Origin of the sequence: Silicimonas lutimaris, assembly GCF_047314965.1 — a bacterium.
GTDB lineage: Bacteria > Pseudomonadota > Alphaproteobacteria > Rhodobacterales > Rhodobacteraceae > JAVJUV01.
In genome coordinates this window covers 1-18,413 of record NZ_JBLBVK010000056.1, presented here as the reverse complement: position 1 = coordinate 18,413, position 18,413 = coordinate 1, and the positions used below count along the sequence as shown (strand labels likewise).

At 59.3% G+C, this 18,413-nt stretch carries 22 protein-coding genes and 1 tRNA gene; 12 read left to right on the top strand and 11 right to left on the bottom strand.

Annotated elements, in window-relative coordinates; all coding sequences use genetic code 11:
• Nucleotides 1-9: 9 nt before the first annotated feature.
• Nucleotides 10-381: a tellurite resistance TerB family protein gene (locus ACKLNI_RS17525; RefSeq protein WP_413720555.1), complete on the bottom strand. Its 372-nt coding sequence runs from the start codon at nucleotides 379-381 to the stop codon at nucleotides 10-12.
• Nucleotides 382-550: 169 nt separating this feature from the next.
• On the opposite strand from ACKLNI_RS17525, the gene ACKLNI_RS17520 reads away from it, so the two are divergent.
• The 5 genes from ACKLNI_RS17520 to ACKLNI_RS17500 all read left to right on the top strand — a co-directional run bounded on the left by ACKLNI_RS17520 (nucleotide 551) and on the right by ACKLNI_RS17500 (nucleotide 6,944).
• A complete protein-coding gene (locus ACKLNI_RS17520) occupies nucleotides 551-2,128 on the top strand; it encodes a lysine--tRNA ligase (RefSeq protein ID WP_413720389.1) in 1,578 nt (525 codons plus the stop codon).
• 297 nt (nucleotides 2,129-2,425) lie between these two features.
• Entirely contained in the window at nucleotides 2,426-2,851 is a 426-nt protein-coding gene (locus tag ACKLNI_RS17515) for a DUF4864 domain-containing protein (protein WP_413720388.1), read from the top strand.
• 87 nt (nucleotides 2,852-2,938) lie between these two features.
• Nucleotides 2,939-4,084, top strand: a complete 1,146-nt coding sequence (locus ACKLNI_RS17510; RefSeq protein WP_413720387.1) for a glycosyltransferase — start codon at nucleotides 2,939-2,941, stop codon at nucleotides 4,082-4,084.
• Between the two features lie 83 nt (nucleotides 4,085-4,167).
• Nucleotides 4,168-6,456 (top strand): right-handed parallel beta-helix repeat-containing protein, encoded by a 2,289-nt coding sequence (locus ACKLNI_RS17505; protein ID WP_413720386.1) that lies wholly within the window; start codon nucleotides 4,168-4,170, stop codon nucleotides 6,454-6,456.
• A gap of 77 nt (nucleotides 6,457-6,533) precedes the next feature.
• Nucleotides 6,534-6,944 (top strand): universal stress protein, encoded by a 411-nt coding sequence (locus ACKLNI_RS17500; protein WP_413720385.1) that lies wholly within the window; start codon nucleotides 6,534-6,536, stop codon nucleotides 6,942-6,944.
• Between the two features lie 22 nt (nucleotides 6,945-6,966).
• Here the strand turns inward: ACKLNI_RS17500 and ACKLNI_RS17495 are convergent, their stop codons facing one another.
• From ACKLNI_RS17495 to ACKLNI_RS17475, 5 genes are all read right to left on the bottom strand, one after another.
• Nucleotides 6,967-7,299, bottom strand: coding sequence for a DMT family transporter (locus tag ACKLNI_RS17495; protein ID WP_413720384.1), 333 nt, complete (start codon nucleotides 7,297-7,299; stop codon nucleotides 6,967-6,969).
• A gap of 118 nt (nucleotides 7,300-7,417) precedes the next feature.
• On the bottom strand, nucleotides 7,418-7,873 hold the full coding sequence (locus ACKLNI_RS17490; protein WP_413720383.1) for a HugZ family pyridoxamine 5'-phosphate oxidase: 456 nt from the start codon (nucleotides 7,871-7,873) through the stop codon (nucleotides 7,418-7,420).
• A gap of 6 nt (nucleotides 7,874-7,879) precedes the next feature.
• Entirely contained in the window at nucleotides 7,880-8,308 is a 429-nt protein-coding gene (locus ACKLNI_RS17485) for a hypothetical protein (protein WP_413720382.1), read from the bottom strand.
• 64 nt (nucleotides 8,309-8,372) lie between these two features.
• The gene (locus ACKLNI_RS17480) at nucleotides 8,373-8,624 is read right to left on the bottom strand and encodes a hypothetical protein (RefSeq protein WP_413720381.1); all 252 of its coding nucleotides are present in this window, start codon (nucleotides 8,622-8,624) and stop codon (nucleotides 8,373-8,375) included.
• A gap of 124 nt (nucleotides 8,625-8,748) precedes the next feature.
• Nucleotides 8,749-9,144: a RidA family protein gene (locus ACKLNI_RS17475; RefSeq protein ID WP_413720380.1), complete on the bottom strand. Its 396-nt coding sequence runs from the start codon at nucleotides 9,142-9,144 to the stop codon at nucleotides 8,749-8,751.
• A 281-nt stretch (nucleotides 9,145-9,425) separates the two neighbouring features.
• Between ACKLNI_RS17475 and ACKLNI_RS17470 the strand changes: the two genes are divergently transcribed.
• From ACKLNI_RS17470 to ACKLNI_RS17460, 3 genes are all read left to right on the top strand, one after another.
• Entirely contained in the window at nucleotides 9,426-10,109 is a 684-nt protein-coding gene (locus ACKLNI_RS17470) for a zinc metallopeptidase (protein WP_413720379.1), read from the top strand.
• 128 nt (nucleotides 10,110-10,237) lie between these two features.
• On the top strand, nucleotides 10,238-10,555 hold the full coding sequence (locus ACKLNI_RS17465; RefSeq protein WP_413720378.1) for an antibiotic biosynthesis monooxygenase family protein: 318 nt from the start codon (nucleotides 10,238-10,240) through the stop codon (nucleotides 10,553-10,555).
• A 100-nt stretch (nucleotides 10,556-10,655) separates the two neighbouring features.
• A complete protein-coding gene (locus tag ACKLNI_RS17460) occupies nucleotides 10,656-10,943 on the top strand; it encodes a S1 domain-containing protein (protein WP_413720377.1) in 288 nt (95 codons plus the stop codon).
• 69 nt (nucleotides 10,944-11,012) lie between these two features.
• On the opposite strand, the gene ACKLNI_RS17455 is transcribed toward ACKLNI_RS17460, so the two are convergent.
• Nucleotides 11,013-11,771 carry a DUF6782 family putative metallopeptidase gene (locus tag ACKLNI_RS17455; RefSeq protein ID WP_413720376.1) on the bottom strand — a complete coding sequence of 253 codons (759 nt, stop codon included), beginning with the start codon at nucleotides 11,769-11,771 and terminating at the stop codon, nucleotides 11,013-11,015.
• Between the two features lie 255 nt (nucleotides 11,772-12,026).
• Between ACKLNI_RS17455 and ACKLNI_RS17450 the strand changes: the two genes are divergently transcribed.
• Nucleotides 12,027-12,920, top strand: a complete 894-nt coding sequence (locus ACKLNI_RS17450) for a transferrin-binding protein-like solute binding protein (protein ID WP_413720375.1) — start codon at nucleotides 12,027-12,029, stop codon at nucleotides 12,918-12,920.
• 36 nt (nucleotides 12,921-12,956) lie between these two features.
• Here the strand turns inward: ACKLNI_RS17450 and uvrB are convergent, their stop codons facing one another.
• Nucleotides 12,957-15,146 carry an excinuclease ABC subunit UvrB gene (uvrB, locus tag ACKLNI_RS17445; protein ID WP_413720374.1) on the bottom strand — a complete coding sequence of 730 codons (2,190 nt, stop codon included), beginning with the start codon at nucleotides 15,144-15,146 and terminating at the stop codon, nucleotides 12,957-12,959.
• 321 nt (nucleotides 15,147-15,467) lie between these two features.
• On the opposite strand from uvrB, the gene ACKLNI_RS17440 reads away from it, so the two are divergent.
• On the top strand, nucleotides 15,468-15,779 hold the full coding sequence (locus ACKLNI_RS17440; protein ID WP_413720373.1) for an ETC complex I subunit: 312 nt from the start codon (nucleotides 15,468-15,470) through the stop codon (nucleotides 15,777-15,779).
• Nucleotides 15,776-16,231 carry a GNAT family N-acetyltransferase gene (locus ACKLNI_RS17435; protein ID WP_413720372.1) on the top strand — a complete coding sequence of 152 codons (456 nt, stop codon included), beginning with the start codon at nucleotides 15,776-15,778 and terminating at the stop codon, nucleotides 16,229-16,231. The genes ACKLNI_RS17440 and ACKLNI_RS17435 overlap by 4 nt, the downstream gene beginning before the upstream one ends.
• A gap of 80 nt (nucleotides 16,232-16,311) precedes the next feature.
• Here ACKLNI_RS17435 and ACKLNI_RS17430 read toward each other — a convergent pair whose 3' ends face one another.
• The 3 genes from ACKLNI_RS17430 to ACKLNI_RS17420 all read right to left on the bottom strand — a co-directional run bounded on the left by ACKLNI_RS17430 (nucleotide 16,312) and on the right by ACKLNI_RS17420 (nucleotide 17,976).
• Nucleotides 16,312-16,587, bottom strand: coding sequence for a hypothetical protein (locus tag ACKLNI_RS17430; protein ID WP_413720371.1), 276 nt, complete (start codon nucleotides 16,585-16,587; stop codon nucleotides 16,312-16,314).
• Nucleotides 16,588-16,608: 21 nt separating this feature from the next.
• Nucleotides 16,609-17,286, bottom strand: coding sequence for a PspA/IM30 family protein (locus tag ACKLNI_RS17425; RefSeq protein WP_413720370.1), 678 nt, complete (start codon nucleotides 17,284-17,286; stop codon nucleotides 16,609-16,611).
• A 96-nt stretch (nucleotides 17,287-17,382) separates the two neighbouring features.
• Nucleotides 17,383-17,976, bottom strand: coding sequence for a TetR/AcrR family transcriptional regulator (locus tag ACKLNI_RS17420; protein ID WP_413720369.1), 594 nt, complete (start codon nucleotides 17,974-17,976; stop codon nucleotides 17,383-17,385).
• A 91-nt stretch (nucleotides 17,977-18,067) separates the two neighbouring features.
• Between ACKLNI_RS17420 and ACKLNI_RS17415 the strand changes: the two genes are divergently transcribed.
• Nucleotides 18,068-18,144: transfer RNA gene (locus ACKLNI_RS17415), tRNA-Arg, on the top strand.
• The last annotated feature ends 269 nt before the right edge of the window (nucleotides 18,145-18,413 follow it).

Here is an 18,413-nt window from a genome sequence, read left to right as displayed (position 1 = left end):
GCACTGCGATCAGAGGACCCTGTGACGTGCGCGTGCACCAGCCTCGATTGCCGATGCGAGGAGACGGTCGATGTTGAGTTCGTACCGCATGTCTTCGAGAAGGCGCAGTTCCCCTTCCCGTGCGGTTCCATCCGCCGCGACAACGTCACAAGCCATGGCATAGGCCGTGTCGAACAAGCGTGAGGGAAGGGTCGTTTGTACGGTCGCCCAAAGAATGTCGAGCCCTTCTTCCTCGGCCAGCATGTCGAACACCGCGTTCGATACTTCCTTGATCCGCTCGACATCGTAGTCGGCGAAGACGGGGAGGTGATTCACCATGCGCTCAATCGTGACGAGTTCGGATGTGCGAATCGCGTCGTCGGAGGCGGATACCGCGATCATGATGGCGATCAGCGTGTCTTCGGGGGTGAAATCGGCGGTATTGAGGGTCAAGTGACAACGTCCTTTTCTGGGTCTGGTCGTGAATTTATTGACGCCACGGGTTGCCCGCAATACTTAGCCGCTCTTGGGGCTTCTTGGGGAAGCCTGCTGCGACAATGGGACCGATGTAATGACTGCGATGCGAGACGCTGCGATGAGTTCGAAGGCCTGGCCATTCGAAGAGGCGCGTCAGCTTCTCAAACGCTATGAAAAGGCGCCGCCCGAGAAGGGTTTCGTTCTGTTCGAAACGGGATACGGCCCGAGCGGTCTGCCGCATATCGGAACCTTTGGTGAAGTCCTGCGCACCACCATGATCCGGCGTGCCTTCGAAGTGATCAGCGATATCCCCACGAAGCTGATCTGCTTCTCGGACGACCTGGACGGAATGCGGAAGGTCCCGGGCAACGTTCCGCAGCAGGATATGCTGGCCGAACACATCCAGAAGCCGCTGACGTCGGTCCCCGATCCGTTCGGAACCCATGAGAGCTTCGGCGATCATAATAACGCGATGCTGCGCCGGTTCCTCGACACCTTCGGGTTCGAATACGAATTCTATTCCGCGCGGACCTTCTATCAGTCGGGCCAGTTCGACGAGATACTGCTGCGTTGTGCCGAACGCTATGACGACCTGATGTCGATCATGCTGAAATCGCTTCGCGAGGAGCGGCGCGAGACCTATTCGATTTTCCTGCCGATTCATCCTGAGACGGGCCGCGTGATCTATGTCCCGATGAAGCATGTGGACGCGGCGAACGGTACGGTGACGTTCGACGACGAGACCGGGCGCGAGTGGACGCTTCCGGTGACCGGTGGCAATGTGAAGCTGCAATGGAAGCCGGACTTCGGGGCGCGCTGGGCGGCGCTGGGTGTCGATTTCGAGATGTACGGCAAGGAACACGCGACCAACGAAAAGATCTATGATGCGATCTGCCGGACGCTTGGGGCGCGGCCACCGGAACATTTCAGCTATGAACTATTCCTCGACGATCAGGGTCAGAAGATATCCAAGTCTTCGGGTAACGGGATCAGTATCGACGAGTGGCTGACCTATGCCTCGACGGAGAGCCTGTCCTATTTCATGTACCAGAAGCCGAAGACTGCGAAGCGGCTGTTCTTCGACGTGATTCCGAAGGCTGTAGACGAGTATCACCAGCAGTTGCGGGCCTATCCGGATCAGGACGCCGCCGGCAAGGCGGCGAACCCGGTGTTCCATATCCACTCCGGACATGTGCCGGAGTCTACCCTAATCGTGCCGTTCGCAATGCTGCTGAACCTGGCTTCGGTCAGTGGGGCCGAGGACAAGGAGACGCTCTGGGGCTTCATTCGCCGTTATGCTCCGGACGCTACCGCGGCAAGTCATCCGGACCTGGATGCTGCGGCGGGCTATGCCGTGCGGTACTTTAATGATTTCGTGAAGCCGGAGCGCGTTTACCGGGCTCCGGATGCAAGAGAGCGGGCGGCTCTGGAGGACCTGAAGGTGCGTCTTGAGGCATGGGACGCCCCGGCGGATCCCGAAGAGCTGCAGTCCATGGTCTTCGCGGTCGGCAAGGATCACGAATTCGAGCCGCTCCGCGATTGGTTCAAGGCGTTGTACGAGATCCTGCTGGGCGCCAGCCAGGGACCGCGATTCGGCGGCTTCATCGCGCTCTACGGCATCCGGGAAACGATCGCCCTGATCGACAAGGGATTGTCAGGCTCTCTTGGGTGATCGGTTCACATGGGTTGAAAATGCCCGATTTCGGGCCTTTGAAGGTCCAGATTTTGCCATGCTCGGGCGTTCTATCCTTCGGCAGGAGGTACCTAGTATGCGCTTGTTCCTGAATTCTTTTGCTGTCTGGATTCTTGCTTTGGCAAGCGGATGTTTCTGGGCGTATGTCTCGAACAATCCTGCCATAGAGACGGCAGTTCTTGTAATCCACTAAGGCTGCCTTCATCAGCGAAAAACGGTCCAGACGCGCCGCTTGTCCGTATGATCGTCATAGACATCATTCGGGAGGGCGTCTGAATGCTCAGGTTCTTGAACGCGGCATTGATGGTTCTGTCGGTGCTGATCTGGGCGGAGCGAAGCCCGGCGGCCGAAGTACTGCCGTCGGAGCCGGGAATAGAATCCACGATACGCAGCCAGATCGATGCTTTTCTAATCGATGATTTTGCGACCGCCTTTACCTTCGCGTCTCCAAACATCAAGTCGCTTTTCGGTTCGTCCGAACGCTTTGGTCAGATGGTTCGCAATGGGTATCCGATGGTGTGGAGGCCTGGGGAGGTCCGTTTCCTGGAGTTGCGGGATATCGACGGCGCATTGTGGCAAAAGGTCATGATCCGCGACCAGGCGGGCGAGTTTCACATGCTGGACTACCAGATGATCGAGGGTCCCGAAGGCTGGCAGATCAACGGGGTTCAGATCTTGCGACGCCCCGACGTCGGCGCATAAAGCGGTTCCCAAGTCTGACCGTGCTGGATAAGCTCGGGTGGTCGGCGGAGCTGGGTCGCCGTTGGTTCTCTGGGGAAGGAGACCAGAATGCGCATCCTTTTTACGTCGACCCCGCTGGCGGGGCATATCAATCCGCTCTGGCGCTATGCCGAAGCCCTGCGCGCCGCTGGGCACGAGGTGCGCTTCGCTGCCAGTGAAAAGGCGAGGGATTCGGTCGAGAAGCGCGGCTTCGTGCTGATGCCGGTCGCTGATCCGACCGAAGAAGAGAGCAAGCGGGTCTGGGCGATGCTCGATGCCTGTTCATCGGACGAGGCGGTTCCGATCTCAATTCACGAATTCTTCGGCGGTATCATGTCGCGCGCTGCCTTGCCGGCGGTCCGCGCCGCTGTCGGCGACTGGTCGCCGGACTTTGTGGTGAGGGAGTCGATGGAGCTGTCAGGCCTGATCGCGGCGGAAGAGGCCGACGTTCCGAGCGCAATGATTTCGATCTTGGCAGGCGCGGCCATGGTGCAATACGAGGATCATTTTCACGAATCCGCCGAACATTTACGTATGTATGCGGGGACGTCTGTGGTGCAAGGCCGGCGTGAGACCGTATTCACCGATTTTCCGGCGAGCCTTGACGCGGGGCAGCTGGTACTGGGCAGCGACCCGGTGCGCATCGCGCCAAGCGCCCCCGCCAAGGCTTCCGTCGAGGGAGACGAGGGCTGGTTGCCGGAAGAGGGAAAGCCTTTTGTCTATGTGACTTTCGGGACTGTATCGGGACGTAGTGACAGGGCGAAAGCGACCTACAAACTGGCCCTGAACGTATTGGCGGACCTTCCGGTGCGCGGATTACTGACGACCGGGCCGGTTATGGACCGGGAGCTTTTAGGAACGATCCCGGACAACGTGACGGTCGAGACTTTCGTGCCGCAGACGACCGTGTTCTCGTGCGCGGATGCGGTGGTGCATCACGGAGGGTCGGGCACCTTTCTGGGCACGATGGCCGCCGGTTTGCCGCAGGTCGTGGTGCCGTTGTTTGCGGACCAGCCACATAATGCGGCGGCCATCGACGCGACCGGCGCTGGCGTGGCGGTATACGATCGGGAGGCCGATATTCTGCGCAGGGCAATAGAGCGAACTCTGGGTGAGGCCGAAATGCGCCGGAAGGCCGAAGCGCTTGCCGAGGAAATGGGGTCGATGACACCCATGACAAAGGTCGTCGAGATGCTTGAGGCAGTGGCGGGCTGATTCACCGTGCGCATGGTTAGCGGCGGGTTAATCGCGCCTGCCTAACGTCCTGACCAAATCTCCGTGAGAGGAAAGGGTCAGCGATGAACAAGGCAATCACCGACGGTTTGGTACTGATGCCGCCGTCATTTTCCGCTGGGCTGGCGGTCTGGTCGAGCGAGGACGGCACGCCGGGCTCCGTCACCTATGACACGGTTGGCACTGCGGCGGTGGTTCCCGGCGACACCGATTTCGGTTCCTGCCTCGAGATTCTCAAGACCGACAGCCTGCAGAAAATCCGCTTCACCGGAGAGACGCCGATCCTGCCCGGATGCTATCTGCGTGTGACTGCGCGGGTTAAGGCAATCTCGGGGGCCTTGCCCAGTGTCCGGATTGGCGGATGGGCCGGGCAGTCGGGTGGTGCGGCGGTTGCGGGTCTGACGGTGTTCGGACCGTCGGTCACTCTGACGAACTATGGGGAGGTCGCTGAAATCTCGGCCATCATCGGTTCCGGAGAGCGGACGGGCGTGGACATGGTCTGGGGATCGCCCGTGATGTACGGCCATCTGGGTCTGGACCTGACCGGTGGCACGGGCGGGATCGTTCGCATCGATGATCTGGAGATCGAGGATGTGACGGCGGTGTTTCATCGCACGATGATGGATTGGGTCGATGTCCGGGATTTCGGCGCGGTCGGTGACGGGGTGACGGATAGCACGGCAGGCTTCGTGGCGGCGAATGCTGCGGCGGCGGGGCGCGGCATCCTAGTGCCCGAGGGGGCGTACGTTCTGACCGACAACGTGACGTTCGAGTATCCGGCGCGATTTGCGGGTACGGTGACTATCCCCGATGACAAGCATCTCATCTTGCGCCGAAACTTCGATCTGCCGACCTATGCGGCTGCTTTCGGGGACGAAGAACTGGCGTTCCGCAAGGCGTTCCAGGCGCTTCTTGTCTTTTCCGATCACGAGAGCCTCGATCTTGGCGGTCGCCGTGTCGAGGTGACCGGCCCCATCGATATGGCGGCTGCGGCAAACCAGACGACCTATGAAATTCGCCGTGTGATCCGCAATGGGCAGCTCAACGTCGTACCGGGACCCGCTTGGGACACCGAGACGCATACCAGCCAGGCCAGCTATGATGCGGGCCAGCCGGTTACGTTGACAGGCGTGACGAACGTGGCCAATGTCCCTGTCGGTTCGCTGGTGGAAGGGACCGGCGTGGGGCGGGAAGTCTATGTGACCGAGAAGAACGTCGGCGCAGGGACGGTGACGCTGAGCCAGCCCCTGCATGCAGCGCCGGCCAGCCAGACCTATACCTTCAAACGGTTTCAGTACGTCCTGGATTTCTCGGGATTCAGCAAGCTGTCGAAATTCACTCTGACTGACGTGGAACTCCACTGCCAGGGCGCGGCGAGTGGCATCCTGATGGCGCCGGCCGGCGAGACGTTTCATCTGAAGGATTGCTTCGTCACGAAGCCCAAGGACAAAGGCGTGACCAGCCACGGACGGGGATGCCAGGACCTACAGATCGACCGGTGCCACTTTGTCTCGGACGAACAGGATGTGGATGCGACTGCGCGGGTATCGCTTGGCTTCAACGTGAACGCGAATGATGCGAAGATCCGTGACAACAGGTTCCAGCGTTTCGGTACGACGATGGTCTTGCATGGAAACGGACATCTGATCGTCGGCAACCACTGGTTCCAGGGTGATAACGTAACGGATGGTCCGCGGGTGGCGGGGTTGGTTTTCACCGAGCCAAACGTCAAGTCGGTGGTGACGGGCAACTATATCGACAACGCCTTCATCGAGTGGACGAACGAGCATGATGAGGCGCCGGATTATTCGAGCGAGTTCTCCTTCGGCGGCCTGACCGTTACCGGGAATATCTTTACCGTGAACGACGCGGCCAGCTGGTTTTCGTGGATTGTCATCAAGCCTTATGGTCCCGGCCATTTCATTCAGGGTCTGAGCGTGACCGGCAACGCGTTCAAGTCGCTCAATGGGACAACCGACCGGGTAGAGCGTGTGGACAGCTCCATTGCACCACTCGTCACCGGGTCGTTCAGGAACATCGTGTTTGACGGGAACACCTTCAACGGTATCGGGCAAGTCACCCAGAACCCTGCCACACTGCAATTCGATCAGGTGTCGAACGGATCAGCCTGGACTGTCGACGCGGGCGGCTATCTGCCCTTCGGCGGCAAGGCGCGGGAAGTCGTGGCGCTGGTCACGGAGGGCGCGATACTGAACGCATCCGGAGCCACGGTCTTTGCGATGCCCTATGCGACGACGGAAGCCGGGGCGTCCCAAGACGAGGTCTCGCTGACATGGCCCGAGCCGGTGCGCGGGCGGATTCATGTGACGGTGCGCGCGGATAAGCCGGTTTGATTGCGTGAACTCGTCTGAGCCAGATCAAGGCGACATCGGCATATCTCCATATTTTCAGGAGAAAATGGAGGATGCCGATGTACAAGAATATTCTGGTAGCGATCGATCCCTCTCACGGGCCCGATCAGGAGACCGCGCTACATGTCGCGACGCAACTCGCGGACGATCCCATGTCGCAGATCACAGCGATCACCGTGCTGGAGCCTATTCCGGCCTCGGTGATTTCAGAGGTTCCGAACGATATTGCCGAGCGCGCGGGCGCGTTGGCCCTTGCCGACCTTCGCAACGTCGTGGGCGCGCGGTCGGAGGTAAAGACGGTTCTGCGCCATGGCAAAGCCGGACCCACCATTGTGGACTATGCCTCCGAGAACGGTATCGACTGCATCGTGCTGGCGTCGCACAAGCCCGGGCTGAGCGACTATTTCCTGGGGTCGACCGCCAGCCGGGTAGTTCGCCACGCACCCTGTAGCGTGCACGTGATACGCTGAACCATTTGGGCTTTGCTCGCGTTTAGTGAGTTTCAGACATCAGCCACATGGCTGCCAGGGCAAAAGCCAATCCGATCCCGTCCCGCAGGCGTATGGGTTCGGCGAAAACCACTGCGCCGATCGCGCAGAGCGCCACCAGCGTAAGCATCGAGTAGGCGACTGCGGCCTGGGCCAGTGTCATATGGCGCATGGCGAAGTACCAGCAGACCGCTGAAGCCGCGTAAAGCAGTATGCCGCCTGCCATGGGCTTGGACGAGAAGATTGCCTTGTCCGCGGCAAGCTTGATCAGAGTATCTCCGAAAATGACGAGGAGTGCGGTGAGGAGGCTGAAAAAGAAACCTTGCGAAAGAGACATAGATGAACCACCGAATTGAAATTTTCCTGACCGGGGAAATGCCCGATCAAAAAATATTCCCGGCCATGGACCGCAGGTCAAACCCTTATGCCACTCCGTGAATGGTGCGTGATTTCGGTCAGGCGGTGAGATCCGCCGGGGACATGCGGTAGGCCTTGCCGAAGCCGCCGTTCAACAGAGCGTCGCAAATTGTCAGCCGCACGAGGTGGAAATCGGAGAAGCCGATATAGAGCTTAGCTTTGGGCTGATACGCGAGGTAGGCGGCGGCGTCTTGCTTGTCGATGAATTCGGCGGCGACCGAAACGGTCAGGCGTGGGTGGGCCAGCGGGTCACCCTTTCCGGGCTCGCCGATCATGAGGGATGCGCGCGGGTGTTGACGGAGCGCGTCGGTGTGCGGAGCCAGGTCGGAGACCAATGTCAGAAAGCTTCCATCTGCAGGGGCAAGGGCGATGCGGGAGGCGAAGGGTTCGCCGCGCAGAAGAACGGCGAGAGCGCCGTGCCGTGCAGTCCGGACCAATCGCCAGGCAAGCTCGCGGGCGTCGTCGTCAATTGGGCGGAACGGGTCTTTTTCCATGCTGTGTCAGGCTGTTGGGACTGTTGTGCAGGCGCGGAATGCTTGCACGGCCGGGGCTGCGCCGTGAAGGGGAAAGGATATGGCGGTGTCGCCCAGCAGAGCAGTGGCGGTTATGTTGAACTCGAGCCCGTTCAGAACATTTCCGAAGCCACTGTCGGTGACAGTCAGGGTGCGTCCGCTTTCGCTCACGCTTTGGCGATCGGTGGAGATCGTTAGACCAAGAGGGCCGTCGAAGCGAATGGAGAAGACCGGATCGCCGGGCCAGGTCTTCAGTTGTGAAATCGAGATTGCGTAGGGAGTGGCGAGACGCGGGTCATAAGTCACGCTGAGGCTTGCCTCGGCCGTCTCGTGCGAGAGCGTACAGACCGGCGTGGGAGTGAATTCCCAGGCTGCAGCCGGCGCAGCGAATATGATGAGGCAGAGGGCGACGCGCATAGGGCTAATCCTAGCGCATTCCTTGAAAAGGGGTAGGGCGGGAAGGACCCGCCCTTCCAGGTGCCTAGAGGCGTTCGAGTTTGTCCACGCTCTTGATGCCGTCGTCACCGAGGCTGGTGTAGGTGATCCTGACGTTCTCACCGGCAACGAGGCCGTCGGGAATGACCGTCTCCGATGTCAGTTTCCAGATCGTCTTGTCTTCCATGACAAGAACATTTGCCTTGCGGTCGAAGGCGAGGACGGTGCCTGTGGTGGTGTCGGCAAGGGCAGGCGAAGCCAGCGCGGCGAACGCGGCAATGGCGAGTAGTAGACGCATGGTCTGTGGTCCGAATGGAGGGGTGGCGCTCTCGAGGCATCATTGCCTCTGCAGCCGCCGGGCGGAGCCTCACGCCCGGATGGCGAAAAGATGGGGAAGTCCTGCCTCGCTTGCAAGAGCCGTTTCAGGCTTCGGGACGTCGGGCGATGCAGTCGACTTCTACGAGAGCTCCCACAGCCAACGCGGTAACGCCGACGGTGGTGCGCGCGGGACGCCGGTCCTCCGGGAAGTAGCTTTTATAGGTCTCGTTGAAGGCGGCGTAGTCACGCTCGAATTCCGTCAGGAAACACCTGCATTGCACGACATGGGACAGGTCCAGATCAAGTTCGGCGAGGATGAGCGCAAGGTTGTCCATGACGCGGCGCGTCTGGGCTTCGATACCCGCAGGGAGCGGCGCATCGGGCGCGTCGGGATCGGTGGGCATCTGTCCGGTCAGGATGACCCAACCATCGGCCTCGACCGCATGCGAAAAGGGAGCGACCGGACGTGGGCCTTTGGCGAAGAGATGAAAGTCGGGCATTGGCAGCCTTTTCGTAAGATCGTCCAAGGGTTACGTTTTGCGCGTCGAATGACAAGAGGCGGCGAGACGGATCGATGCGTTGTCGTTGGACTCTGTAGTGGCAGCGGGTTTGATCGGGCAGACGCGAAAGCCAAATGTTTCGGCGGCCTCCTCAAGTGAGGTGTCGACAATTTGCGGCCGGTGATCCGAGCGCTATTTGAGAAACCGGAGCCGGTGTATTGAATGGCCTTGGCTCCGGGTATCCGTTGGAATTTGATGCATAACGTTCTTTGGAGTGAGAGATGCTTGGCGATCCCCTGATCTGGATTCTGATTTTGCCCGGGATGCTTCTGGGTTCCTTTGCGCAAGCCCGGGTCAAAGCGGCTGTTTCACGGTATTCACGCGTCGGTCTGGGGCATGGCCTGACCGGTGCCGAGGTGGCGCGTTACATCCTTGATGCCAGGGGGCTGCGGGAGGTTCGGATCGAGCCGGTCCAGGGTGTCATGTCGGATCACTATGATCCGCGCGGCAAGGTGCTGAGGCTGTCCGAAGCGGTGTACGGCGTGCCATCGATTGCGGCGGCCGGGATCGCGGCGCATGAAGCCGGCCACGCGATCCAGGACGCCGACGATTACGGGCCGATGGAGTTCCGGTCCGCCATTGTCCCCCTGGTGAAGGCTGGCTCGACCGCCGCACCTCTGGTGTTCTTTGGAGGCCTGATGATCCAGTCGCAGCCCATCATGTGGATCGGTGCGCTTTTGTTCGGGGTGTCGTCGCTTTTCGCGCTGGTGACGCTGCCGGTGGAGTTCGACGCGTCGCGGAGAGCGCTGAAGCATCTTGAAGGTTTGGGCATTATCCGCAGCGAGGCCGAAATGGAGGGGGCGAGGGCGGTACTGAAGGCCGCGGCCTGGACCTATGTGGCGGCGGCAATTGCAGCGATTGGAAGCTGGGCAATGTACTTGCTGCTAAGCCGCCGACGCCATTAGGCCCGCGTCCAAGTCCGGATTTTGCTTCGGCAATCGGTGGACGAGCAAACGGACCAAGACAGATCGTGACGCGGGATTTCTGCTGTCGGCGGGAAAAGGTGATACACTGATGACAAAGGAGGAGTCCCATGCTGCAGATCGACATCACCCGCAAATGCCAGACCGTGATGACCACGTTCGAGTGTTCTCCTGGAACCTGTGCAGATCTTCTGGATGCGCTGACCAGCGCGTACGAGAATTTCATCTCGAAGCAGCCCGGTTTCATCGCGGCCGGGCTGCATGTCAACGACGCGCAGACCCGGATCGCGAACTACTCGCAATGGGAGCAGCGGGAGGATTTCCAGGCAATGTTGCGCTCGGACGAGATGCGCAAACGCAACCGTGAGATCGCCAGCCTTTGCACGCGGTTCGAGCCGGTGATGTACGAGGTGGCGGGCGTGTTCTGAGCCTGGCGAGCGATTTTTTTCACAAACTATGCTAGTAAGCCCTGTGCGTTAGGGGGTGACGCGTTTTCTTCATCACAATTTGACACAGGGGGATGTGCACATGTTTGCAAGGATTACACCGTATAAATTAAAGGCTGGAACGGTTGAGGCCGCCACGGCGCGGGCGCGGGAACTGAAGCCCGAGATCATGGCGCTGCCCGGCATGATCAACTTCACCAACGTCCTGAATGCGGACGGATCAGGTTACGTGATTTCGCTTGTCGAAAGCCGCGAGGTCTCGGATGGCAACATCGAACGCGTGCGCAATATCTGGAGCAAGATGGGCGAGTTTTTGGCCGAGATGCCGGTGCCCGAGGGTTATGACGTCGTGGACCACTGGACAGCGTAGTTCCTGGCTCCGACACAGATTGCGGCGCGCGGGCGATGGTTTGCGCGCCGTTTTGCTGGTTGCCTGCCGTTATCGGGGAATAGGGCTGTCGGGTTCGCTGCAAGGGTAGCTGGTCTGGTCCGGCAGGTTGCAGATATGGGTCAGGAAATCGGTCGTGAGAGGCGCGGTCCCGGCGAGGCTGTCCTCGGCCTCCTTTCGATCGAGGTAGGCCATACAGGTCGAGATGTAGTAACGCTCACGCCGGGCGTCGGAGGCATACCAGGCGTCGAAGGCTGCCGCAGTGGCAAGTGCCGGGTCATTTGCTTCCGTGATGGATGTCTCGAAGGCAGCAGCGATATCGGCGGTTTCGATGCTGCTGCGAAGCGTGTCGAAGAGATCAGTGCTGCCGCGTTCGAGGCTGGACCAGGCGATCAGATGCGTGACAGCCATTGCGTCGGCTTCAAGGGCGAACATGGCGCGGGCGTTTTCGCGCATGGTGAGCGTGGAAGCAGGGCAGATGCCGCGCAGATTCTGATCGAGGTGGCGGATCTCGTGGAGAAGGACGGCGACGCGCTTTGGCGGGGGCAAAGTGGCGTCTACAGTGATCCGGTTGTCGTCCGCGCCGAAGGTGCCAAGGGCTTCGCTGGGGGCGTCGCTGGCGCAGATGAGGGGACGGGTGGCGTCGAGCGATGCCAGAAGGCTGCCGAAAGGCGCGAGGGCGATGCGTACGGCGGCGATGTCGGCTGTGACCGGGTGTGCGGGCTTGACGTAGGGATGCTCCAGGCAAGTGAGAGCGTCTGCCGGGGTGGCAAGTACGACGGTCAGTGCTGTTAAGGCGACTTTCTGCACGCAGCGGGGTCCCGGTTGGCGATCAGCGGGGAGTCTAGGGGGTATATGCAAGGATTGGTAGGGGCAGCCCATACTGCTCCTGTGGAGTAGGGGAGGCAAAGGAAGATTCAAACCGGCGTCTGAAAAAAGTGACCTTTACTTGAGTCTAGTTGTGCCCACTTCAAACAATTTGGATTGTTTAATTGGAAAGATGAAATATTCGAAAATAATTCCAAATAAGTAGACGTCGAAAATTTCACTGGCTCGGGGGGTGTGATGAAAAATGTTCCATATATAATTCTGCCTGTGTTTGTTCTGTCAGCTTGTGGAGGGGGGAGTGGCGAAATAGTCAATCTGCCCACGGGTGAAAGTGGATATGCATCTGGTTCAATCGATCTCGACACGGTTGGGGAAAGCGTAGCGGCTTCGCCGCGGCTGCAAGGTGGAGATTTCTCCAGTCCGCCAACAGTAGGGATTTCGACGGTCAATTTGTCATTCGAGGATACCGCGAATGTGGATGAGTTCATCGTTACGTTCGACGGCGTTCCTGTCACTGTGAATTGGGACCCTGTTGATTCACGTTTCGAAGGCGTGTCCGGGGATATCGAGGTCTGGGTCTCTCCGATGTTCCTGTCCGACAATAATCAACTTGGTTTCGTTTGGATGAATCTATTTGACGATAGAGGCTCCAGCGCATTCAGGCAGTGGGGCCCGACGCTGGTTGGATTCAATACAGATCCCAATGCCGTCTCCGGACGTTCCGATATCGCAACATTTTCCGGAACAGGTAATATATCGATCAACGCCGTCGACAATACGTTCTGGACATCAGCCAATGGACCGGCAAATCTCTCCGTGGATTTTGGTGGCGGTACCCTTAGCGGTACAATTGACTTGACCGATTGTGGCTGCGGTTTTGGTGGCGCGGGAATTGATCCGACTACGATCACTCTGGCCAATGGTTCGATTTCGGGAAATACCTTTTCGATGGATGCAACGCTTGATCTTGCAGAACTGAACCTTGCAAGTTTCAGCAACGTAGTTGTCGATGGTGAGTTCTTTGAAACGAACGCGACTGCGGTCGGCGGGTATTTCGAGGGAACCGGCACCTCGAATATCGGAGGTATCGCCACGACAATGATCGGTGCTTTTGCCGCAGATCAGGATTGAAGCAAAGTGGGTGCTCCCGTCTGGTAGGGCGGGACGCTACTTCCTCCGCCTTTTTACATTTCCTCCTCTCTGACCGGCCCTTCCTGCCGTCGACCTGCCTGATGCCTTCTTGCCAGCTTCGACGGCTTCTTCCACCGCCGACTGCCGCGCCAGCGGGTCGTCGGCGATGGTCAGTTCTACCGTCTCCAGCCGCTTGATCTCGTCGCGCAGCCGTGCGGCTTCTTCGAATTCGAGGTTCTCTGCGGCCTTACGCATGTCGGTCCGTAAGCCCTCCAGGACGGTCTGAAGGTTCGCACCGGGCCTTTCGACCTTCGCCGTCACGCGGCTCATGTCGGTGTCGCCCCGGTATAGGCCTGCGAGGACGTCCTCGACGTTTTTCTTGACGGTGGCGGGGGTGATGCCGTGTTCCTCGTTATAGGCGATCTGCTTGGCGCGGCGGCGGTCGGTTTCGCCCAAGGCACGCTCCATCGAGCCGGTGATGCGGTCGGCGTACATGATGACCCTGCCTTCGGCATTTCGTGCGGCGCGGCCGATGGTCTGGATGAGCGAGGTTTCGGAGCGCAGGAAGCCTTCCTTGTCGGCGTCGAGGATCGCGACGAGGCCGCATTCGGGGATGTCGAGGCCTTCGCGCAGGAGGTTGATGCCGATCAGCACGTCGAATGCACCGAGCCGGAGATCACGGAGGATCTCGATGCGTTCCAGCGTGTCGATGTCGGAATGCATGTAGCGCACGCGGATACCCTGCTCGTGCATGTACTCGGTCAGGTCTTCGGCCATGCGTTTCGTCAGCGTGGTGACCAGCGTGCGGAAGCCCTTGGCGGCGACCTTGCGCACCTCATCCAGAAGGTCGTCGACCTGCATCTCGACCGGACGGATTTCGACCTGTGGGTCGAGTAGGCCGGTGGGACGGATGACCTGTTCGGTGAAAACGCCGCCGGTTTGCTCCAGTTCCCACGCTTGAGGCGTTGCGCTGACGAACACCGATTGCGGGCGCATGGCATCCCACTCCTCAAACTTGAGGGGTCGGTTGTCCATGCAGGAAGGAAGCCGGAAGCCGTGTTCGGCCAGTGTGAATTTGCGGCGATAGTCACCCCTGTACATGCCGCCGATCTGAGGGACTGAGACGTGGCTTTCGTCGGCGAAGACGATGGCGTTGTCGGGGATGAACTCGAAGAGGGTGGGGGGCGGCTCGCCGGGGGCGCGGCCCGTCAGGTAACGCGAATAGTTCTCGATGCCGTTGCAGGAGCCGGTGGCCTCCATCATCTCGAGGTCGAAGTTGGTGCGCTGTTCGAGGCGCTGCGCTTCGAGCAGTTTGCCTTCGTCGACGAGTTGGCCTAGGCGCGTCTTGAGTTCGGCCTTGATGCCCTTGATCGCCTGCTGAAGCGTCGGGCGCGGCGTAACGTAGTGAGAGTTGGCGTAGATTCGCACGCGTTCGAAGGTATCGGTCTTCTCACCGGTCAACGGGTCGAACTCGGTGATGTTTTCGAGCTCCTCGCCGAAGAAGTTCAGCCGCCATGCGCGGTCTTCAAGGTGCGCCGGCCATATTTCGATCACGTCGCCTCGGACGCGGAAGGTTCCGCGGTGAAACGCCTGATCGTTGCGGCGGTATTGCTGCGCAATGAGATCGGCAATCACCTTGCGTGGATCGTATTCCTTGCCGGCATAGAGGTCCTGCGTCATCGCGCCGTAGGTTTCGACCGATCCGATGCCGTAGATGCACGAGACCGAGGCCACGATGATCACGTCGTCGCGCTCGAGCAGAGCCCGGGTGGCGGAGTGGCGCATCCGGTCGATCTGTTCGTTGATCTGCGCTTCTTTTTCTATGTAGGTGTCCGAGCGCGGGACGTAGGCCTCGGGCTGGTAGTAGTCGTAATACGATACGAAGTATTCGACGGCGTTTTCGGGAAAGAAGCCCTTGAATTCTCCGTAAAGCTGGGCGGCGAGTGTCTTGTTGGGGGCGAGGATGATCGCGGGGCGCTGGGTTTCCTCGATCACCTTGGCCATGGTGTAGGTCTTGCCGGTGCCGGTGGCGCCAAGGAGAACCTGGTTCTGCTCGCCGTCCCTTACTCCCTGTGCCAGTTCGGCGATCGCGGTCGGCTGGTCGCCCGCTGGCTTGAACTCGGTGTGCATGACAAGACGGCGCCCGCCTTCGAGTTTTTCGCGCGTACGCACGTCGGGAGCAGGAGAGTTCAGAATGGGCATCTGCTCGGGGGAATTGTTGTGCATGCGTTCGGGGCTCCGGGGGTCAGAGACGTAAGATTGAGGTTAACGCCGCAGGGTTCAACCCCGCATGCTGACAGCAGGTGTCAGGAGGATGCATCGGCGGGAAGAGTGTCAAAAGAATTTTACAACCTATACGGGAAAACTGGTTTACAGATTCTCTTTTTTGGAGTATCCGATCATTACTAGCAGCAGAACGGAACGCCGGCCGGACACCGCGACCCACCCACCCCTCGCTCCTCGCAGTCCGGTCGGCGTTTTGCTGCAAAGCACTTGATCCTTTCCTCAATATTTCCGATAGCTGTCCCGACCACACGGGAACCGATCATGACCGCACGCATTTACCGACCTGCAAAATCCGCGATGTCCTCGGGGCAGGCCAAGACCCGCGAGTGGGTCCTGGAGTTTGTCAACGATACGGCGCGCGAGGTTGATCCGCTTATGGGCTGGACATCGTCGTCGGACACGCAGGCACAGGTGAGGATAAAGTTCCCGACGAAGGAAGCCGCTTTGGACTATGCCAAGGAGCATGGCATCGATGCGGTTGTGACCGAACCGAAGGCGCGCAGACAGAATATCCGCCAACGCGGTTACGGTGAAAACTTCGCCACCGATCGCCGTGGCGCCTGGACCCATTGAAGCCGGTTCGAGTTCGACCCAACGATCCGCGCGTTCTGCCGCTTGTCTCGATGCATCTTGACCTGATGCGGGCCTCTAGCCCGGCCTGCAGCGTGCATGCCATGGATGCAGACGGGTTGGAGCGCTCCAACGTGCTGTTCGTTGCGGTTTTTGATTCAGACGAAGCCGTGGCTATCGGTGCCTTGAAGGCGCTTGACGGCACTCACGGGGAGCTGAAGTCGATGCATGTTCGCCAGGATCGGCGAGGTCAGGGGCTGGCGGACCTGATCCTCGACCGGTTGCTCGATGAGGCTCGGACTGCGGGCATGGAACGGGTCTCTCTTGAGACCGGAAGCCAAGAGACCTTTGGTGCGGCGCGCGCATTCTATGGTCGGAATGGCTTTACCACCTGTAGTCCGTTCGCGGGTTACACGGCGGACCCCAATTCCTTTTTCATGACCAGAGCGCTTTGACCGCAGGAGGGTAGCACTCTGGATAAGGCCGGAAACGGCCCCGCATGAAGCGGGGGCCAAAGGTTGGGTGCGACTGGGATTCACGCGGCGCGATCGGTTACATACTCTTCAAGAAGCTTTTCGTTGCGAGCGTTTTCCAGCCGGTTCAGCCGGTCTTCGCGAATGCGGTCTTCGATCCGGTATTTCACGAAATTCACCAACGCCAGTGACAGCATCAGCACACCGATTGCCCAGAAGCCCTTGGTTGCAAGGGCGACGGGTGTCAGCCAGATCGACAGGGAGAGCATCCCGAGTGCGACGAAGATGCCGAATAGGTTAAAGTTGATGATCAGGGTGTTTTCGGTCTTGTTCAGCATGAGTTTGTCCTTTCGATCCGACTATTTCCCGGCCTTGAGCCGTTCAAGGACGGCGCCTGCTGTTACCTTGTTGGGGGCGCCGAAGCCCGCATCCGCGAGTTTCTCTTCGGCGGCTTCGCCCAGAAGTTGGCGGTCTATGCCGCGCAGGATCTCGGACTGTTCGAAGGGGTCATCCTGATCGACGACGCGTTTGATCAGCGCTTCGGCCTCGTCCGCCGCGCTGACGCCCGCGATGGTTTGATTGAGCCTTTTCTGGATGCTTTGTTCGCGGCGTATGGCCCGGGCGGTTATGGCGCCTTGTTTGAGGTCGATGATGCGGCGATGGGCGTTTTCGACCGAACGCTGTAGCTGAGCGATGCGCGTGTCGAGCCTGTCGATCGTCTCACGACGGAGATGTCGTTCGTTTTCCATGTCCGCAATTGATTGCGCGGCCTCGGAAACCAGAGCGTCGCGCCTGGCATCGAGTGCTTCCTGCGCGCGGCCCTCCAGAGACTTGATGCGTGCATCCAGTGTGTCGATGAGGCGCTGTTCGGAACGCCTCCGCTGTATCAGGCTTGCAAGCGTCAGTTTGGCCGAGGAAAGATTCGTTTCGGCTTCGCGGATGCGTTGCTCGATCAATTCGATTGCATAGGTGTCTTTGAGGCGATCTTCGGTCCTGGCGCGCTCGCCGTCGAATAGGACTCTCAGGGTTGCAAGCATGTTCCCACTCCCGTGAACATTGTTCATAAAGGGGATGATACAGATACTTGAACATTGTTCAATACATTTTTGAACGACGTTCATACGCTTGAGTTTTCAGGCTGTTACGCTCTTCAGGAGATACTCGATCATGTCTTCCATGCGCTCGCGCGGGACGCCGGAGATTCGCTTTTCGAGCCCAAGAAGGACGATTCCATGGACGGAGGAGAAGAGAGTTCGGGTCATCAGATCGATCTCGGAGGCGGTTGCGTCCGGATTTAGCTCCGCGATCGGAGTCGAAATGATCGAGAACAGACGTCCCAGTTCGTCCATGTACCAGGCGGGAACATTTCCCTCGGTGGACATTTCGACCTCGAACAAGGCGCGCCAAAGGTTGGGGTTTTCAATGGCGAATGACAGGTATGCCTTGGCGATCGTTACAAGTGTTTCGGTCGCGTCGGCCTCGGGGTTTTCCTTCAGCGTGCCAGAAACAAAAGCCCCCATGCGGCGAAAGGTGCGCCCGTTGACCGCAAGGATCAATCCGGTCATGTCATCGAAGACGTTGTAGATCGCACCCACGGCACAACCGGCTTGGTCTGCAAGTGTCCGAGCCCTCAGCGAAGTGAGGCCGTTGTTGCGGATATCCGCTTCGGCAATATCCAAGAGCTTTTCGCGCAGGTCTTCGCGCCGTTTCGCGGTGTCGCGTGCCATATTGGACTCCATCGCCTGAACGAGGTTCAAGCAATATCGGCCCGTTACCCGCTTGCCAACCCCGCGTGGCTCGGACCATAACGTCGCCAGCGGTCCCGTAGCTCAACTGGATAGAGCAGCTGACTTCTAATCAGCAGGCTGAGGGTTCGAGTCCTTCCGGGATCGCCAATTAAAGTTAATTATATCATGATATTATAAGATTTTCGATCTTCAGTTGAAGCTTGCATTCCAAGCCTGGCTTTCACCAGGCTTTCACAGGATAGATTTTTCGGTATCCGGCGAATCCGCAAATGGCTTTCCCGCAAGCAGGGACGTGAATGCCGAAAGCATACTGAAAACAAGAGACCTGATAGTCATGGATCATGACTTGTGCTGACTAGGCCCTTTTCCCGGTCAGCGTTGCTTTCGTCGCGTGGCACGCCAGTGGTGACGAACAG

Bases quoted from the DNA above. Each gene is read 5' to 3' on its own strand.
- ACKLNI_RS17490 (WP_413720383.1), bottom strand. From the start codon at position 7,873: ATGGAAAAAGACCCGTTCCGCCCAATTGACGACGACGCCCGCGAGCTT.
- ACKLNI_RS17480 (WP_413720381.1), bottom strand. From the start codon at position 8,624: ATGCGTCTACTACTCGCCATTGCCGCGTTCGCCGCGCTGGCTTCGCCT.
- ACKLNI_RS17500 (WP_413720385.1), top strand. From the start codon at position 6,534: ATGTACAAGAATATTCTGGTAGCGATCGATCCCTCTCACGGGCCCGAT.
- ACKLNI_RS17460 (WP_413720377.1), top strand. From the start codon at position 10,656: ATGTTTGCAAGGATTACACCGTATAAATTAAAGGCTGGAACGGTTGAG.
- ACKLNI_RS17515 (WP_413720388.1), top strand. From the start codon at position 2,426: ATGCTCAGGTTCTTGAACGCGGCATTGATGGTTCTGTCGGTGCTGATC.
- ACKLNI_RS17450 (WP_413720375.1), top strand. From the start codon at position 12,027: ATGAAAAATGTTCCATATATAATTCTGCCTGTGTTTGTTCTGTCAGCT.
- uvrB (WP_413720374.1), bottom strand. From the start codon at position 15,146: ATGCACAACAATTCCCCCGAGCAGATGCCCATTCTGAACTCTCCTGCT.
- ACKLNI_RS17475 (WP_413720380.1), bottom strand. From the start codon at position 9,144: ATGCCCGACTTTCATCTCTTCGCCAAAGGCCCACGTCCGGTCGCTCCC.
- ACKLNI_RS17465 (WP_413720378.1), top strand. From the start codon at position 10,238: ATGCTGCAGATCGACATCACCCGCAAATGCCAGACCGTGATGACCACG.
- ACKLNI_RS17430 (WP_413720371.1), bottom strand. From the start codon at position 16,587: ATGCTGAACAAGACCGAAAACACCCTGATCATCAACTTTAACCTATTC.
- ACKLNI_RS17495 (WP_413720384.1), bottom strand. From the start codon at position 7,299: ATGTCTCTTTCGCAAGGTTTCTTTTTCAGCCTCCTCACCGCACTCCTC.
- ACKLNI_RS17520 (WP_413720389.1), top strand. From the start codon at position 551: ATGACTGCGATGCGAGACGCTGCGATGAGTTCGAAGGCCTGGCCATTC.
- ACKLNI_RS17440 (WP_413720373.1), top strand. From the start codon at position 15,468: ATGACCGCACGCATTTACCGACCTGCAAAATCCGCGATGTCCTCGGGG.
- ACKLNI_RS17425 (WP_413720370.1), bottom strand. From the start codon at position 17,286: ATGCTTGCAACCCTGAGAGTCCTATTCGACGGCGAGCGCGCCAGGACC.
- ACKLNI_RS17505 (WP_413720386.1), top strand. From the start codon at position 4,168: ATGAACAAGGCAATCACCGACGGTTTGGTACTGATGCCGCCGTCATTT.
- ACKLNI_RS17485 (WP_413720382.1), bottom strand. From the start codon at position 8,308: ATGCGCGTCGCCCTCTGCCTCATCATATTCGCTGCGCCGGCTGCAGCC.
- ACKLNI_RS17420 (WP_413720369.1), bottom strand. From the start codon at position 17,976: ATGGCACGCGACACCGCGAAACGGCGCGAAGACCTGCGCGAAAAGCTC.
- ACKLNI_RS17510 (WP_413720387.1), top strand. From the start codon at position 2,939: ATGCGCATCCTTTTTACGTCGACCCCGCTGGCGGGGCATATCAATCCG.
- ACKLNI_RS17525 (WP_413720555.1), bottom strand. From the start codon at position 381: ATGATCGCGGTATCCGCCTCCGACGACGCGATTCGCACATCCGAACTC.
- ACKLNI_RS17470 (WP_413720379.1), top strand. From the start codon at position 9,426: ATGCTTGGCGATCCCCTGATCTGGATTCTGATTTTGCCCGGGATGCTT.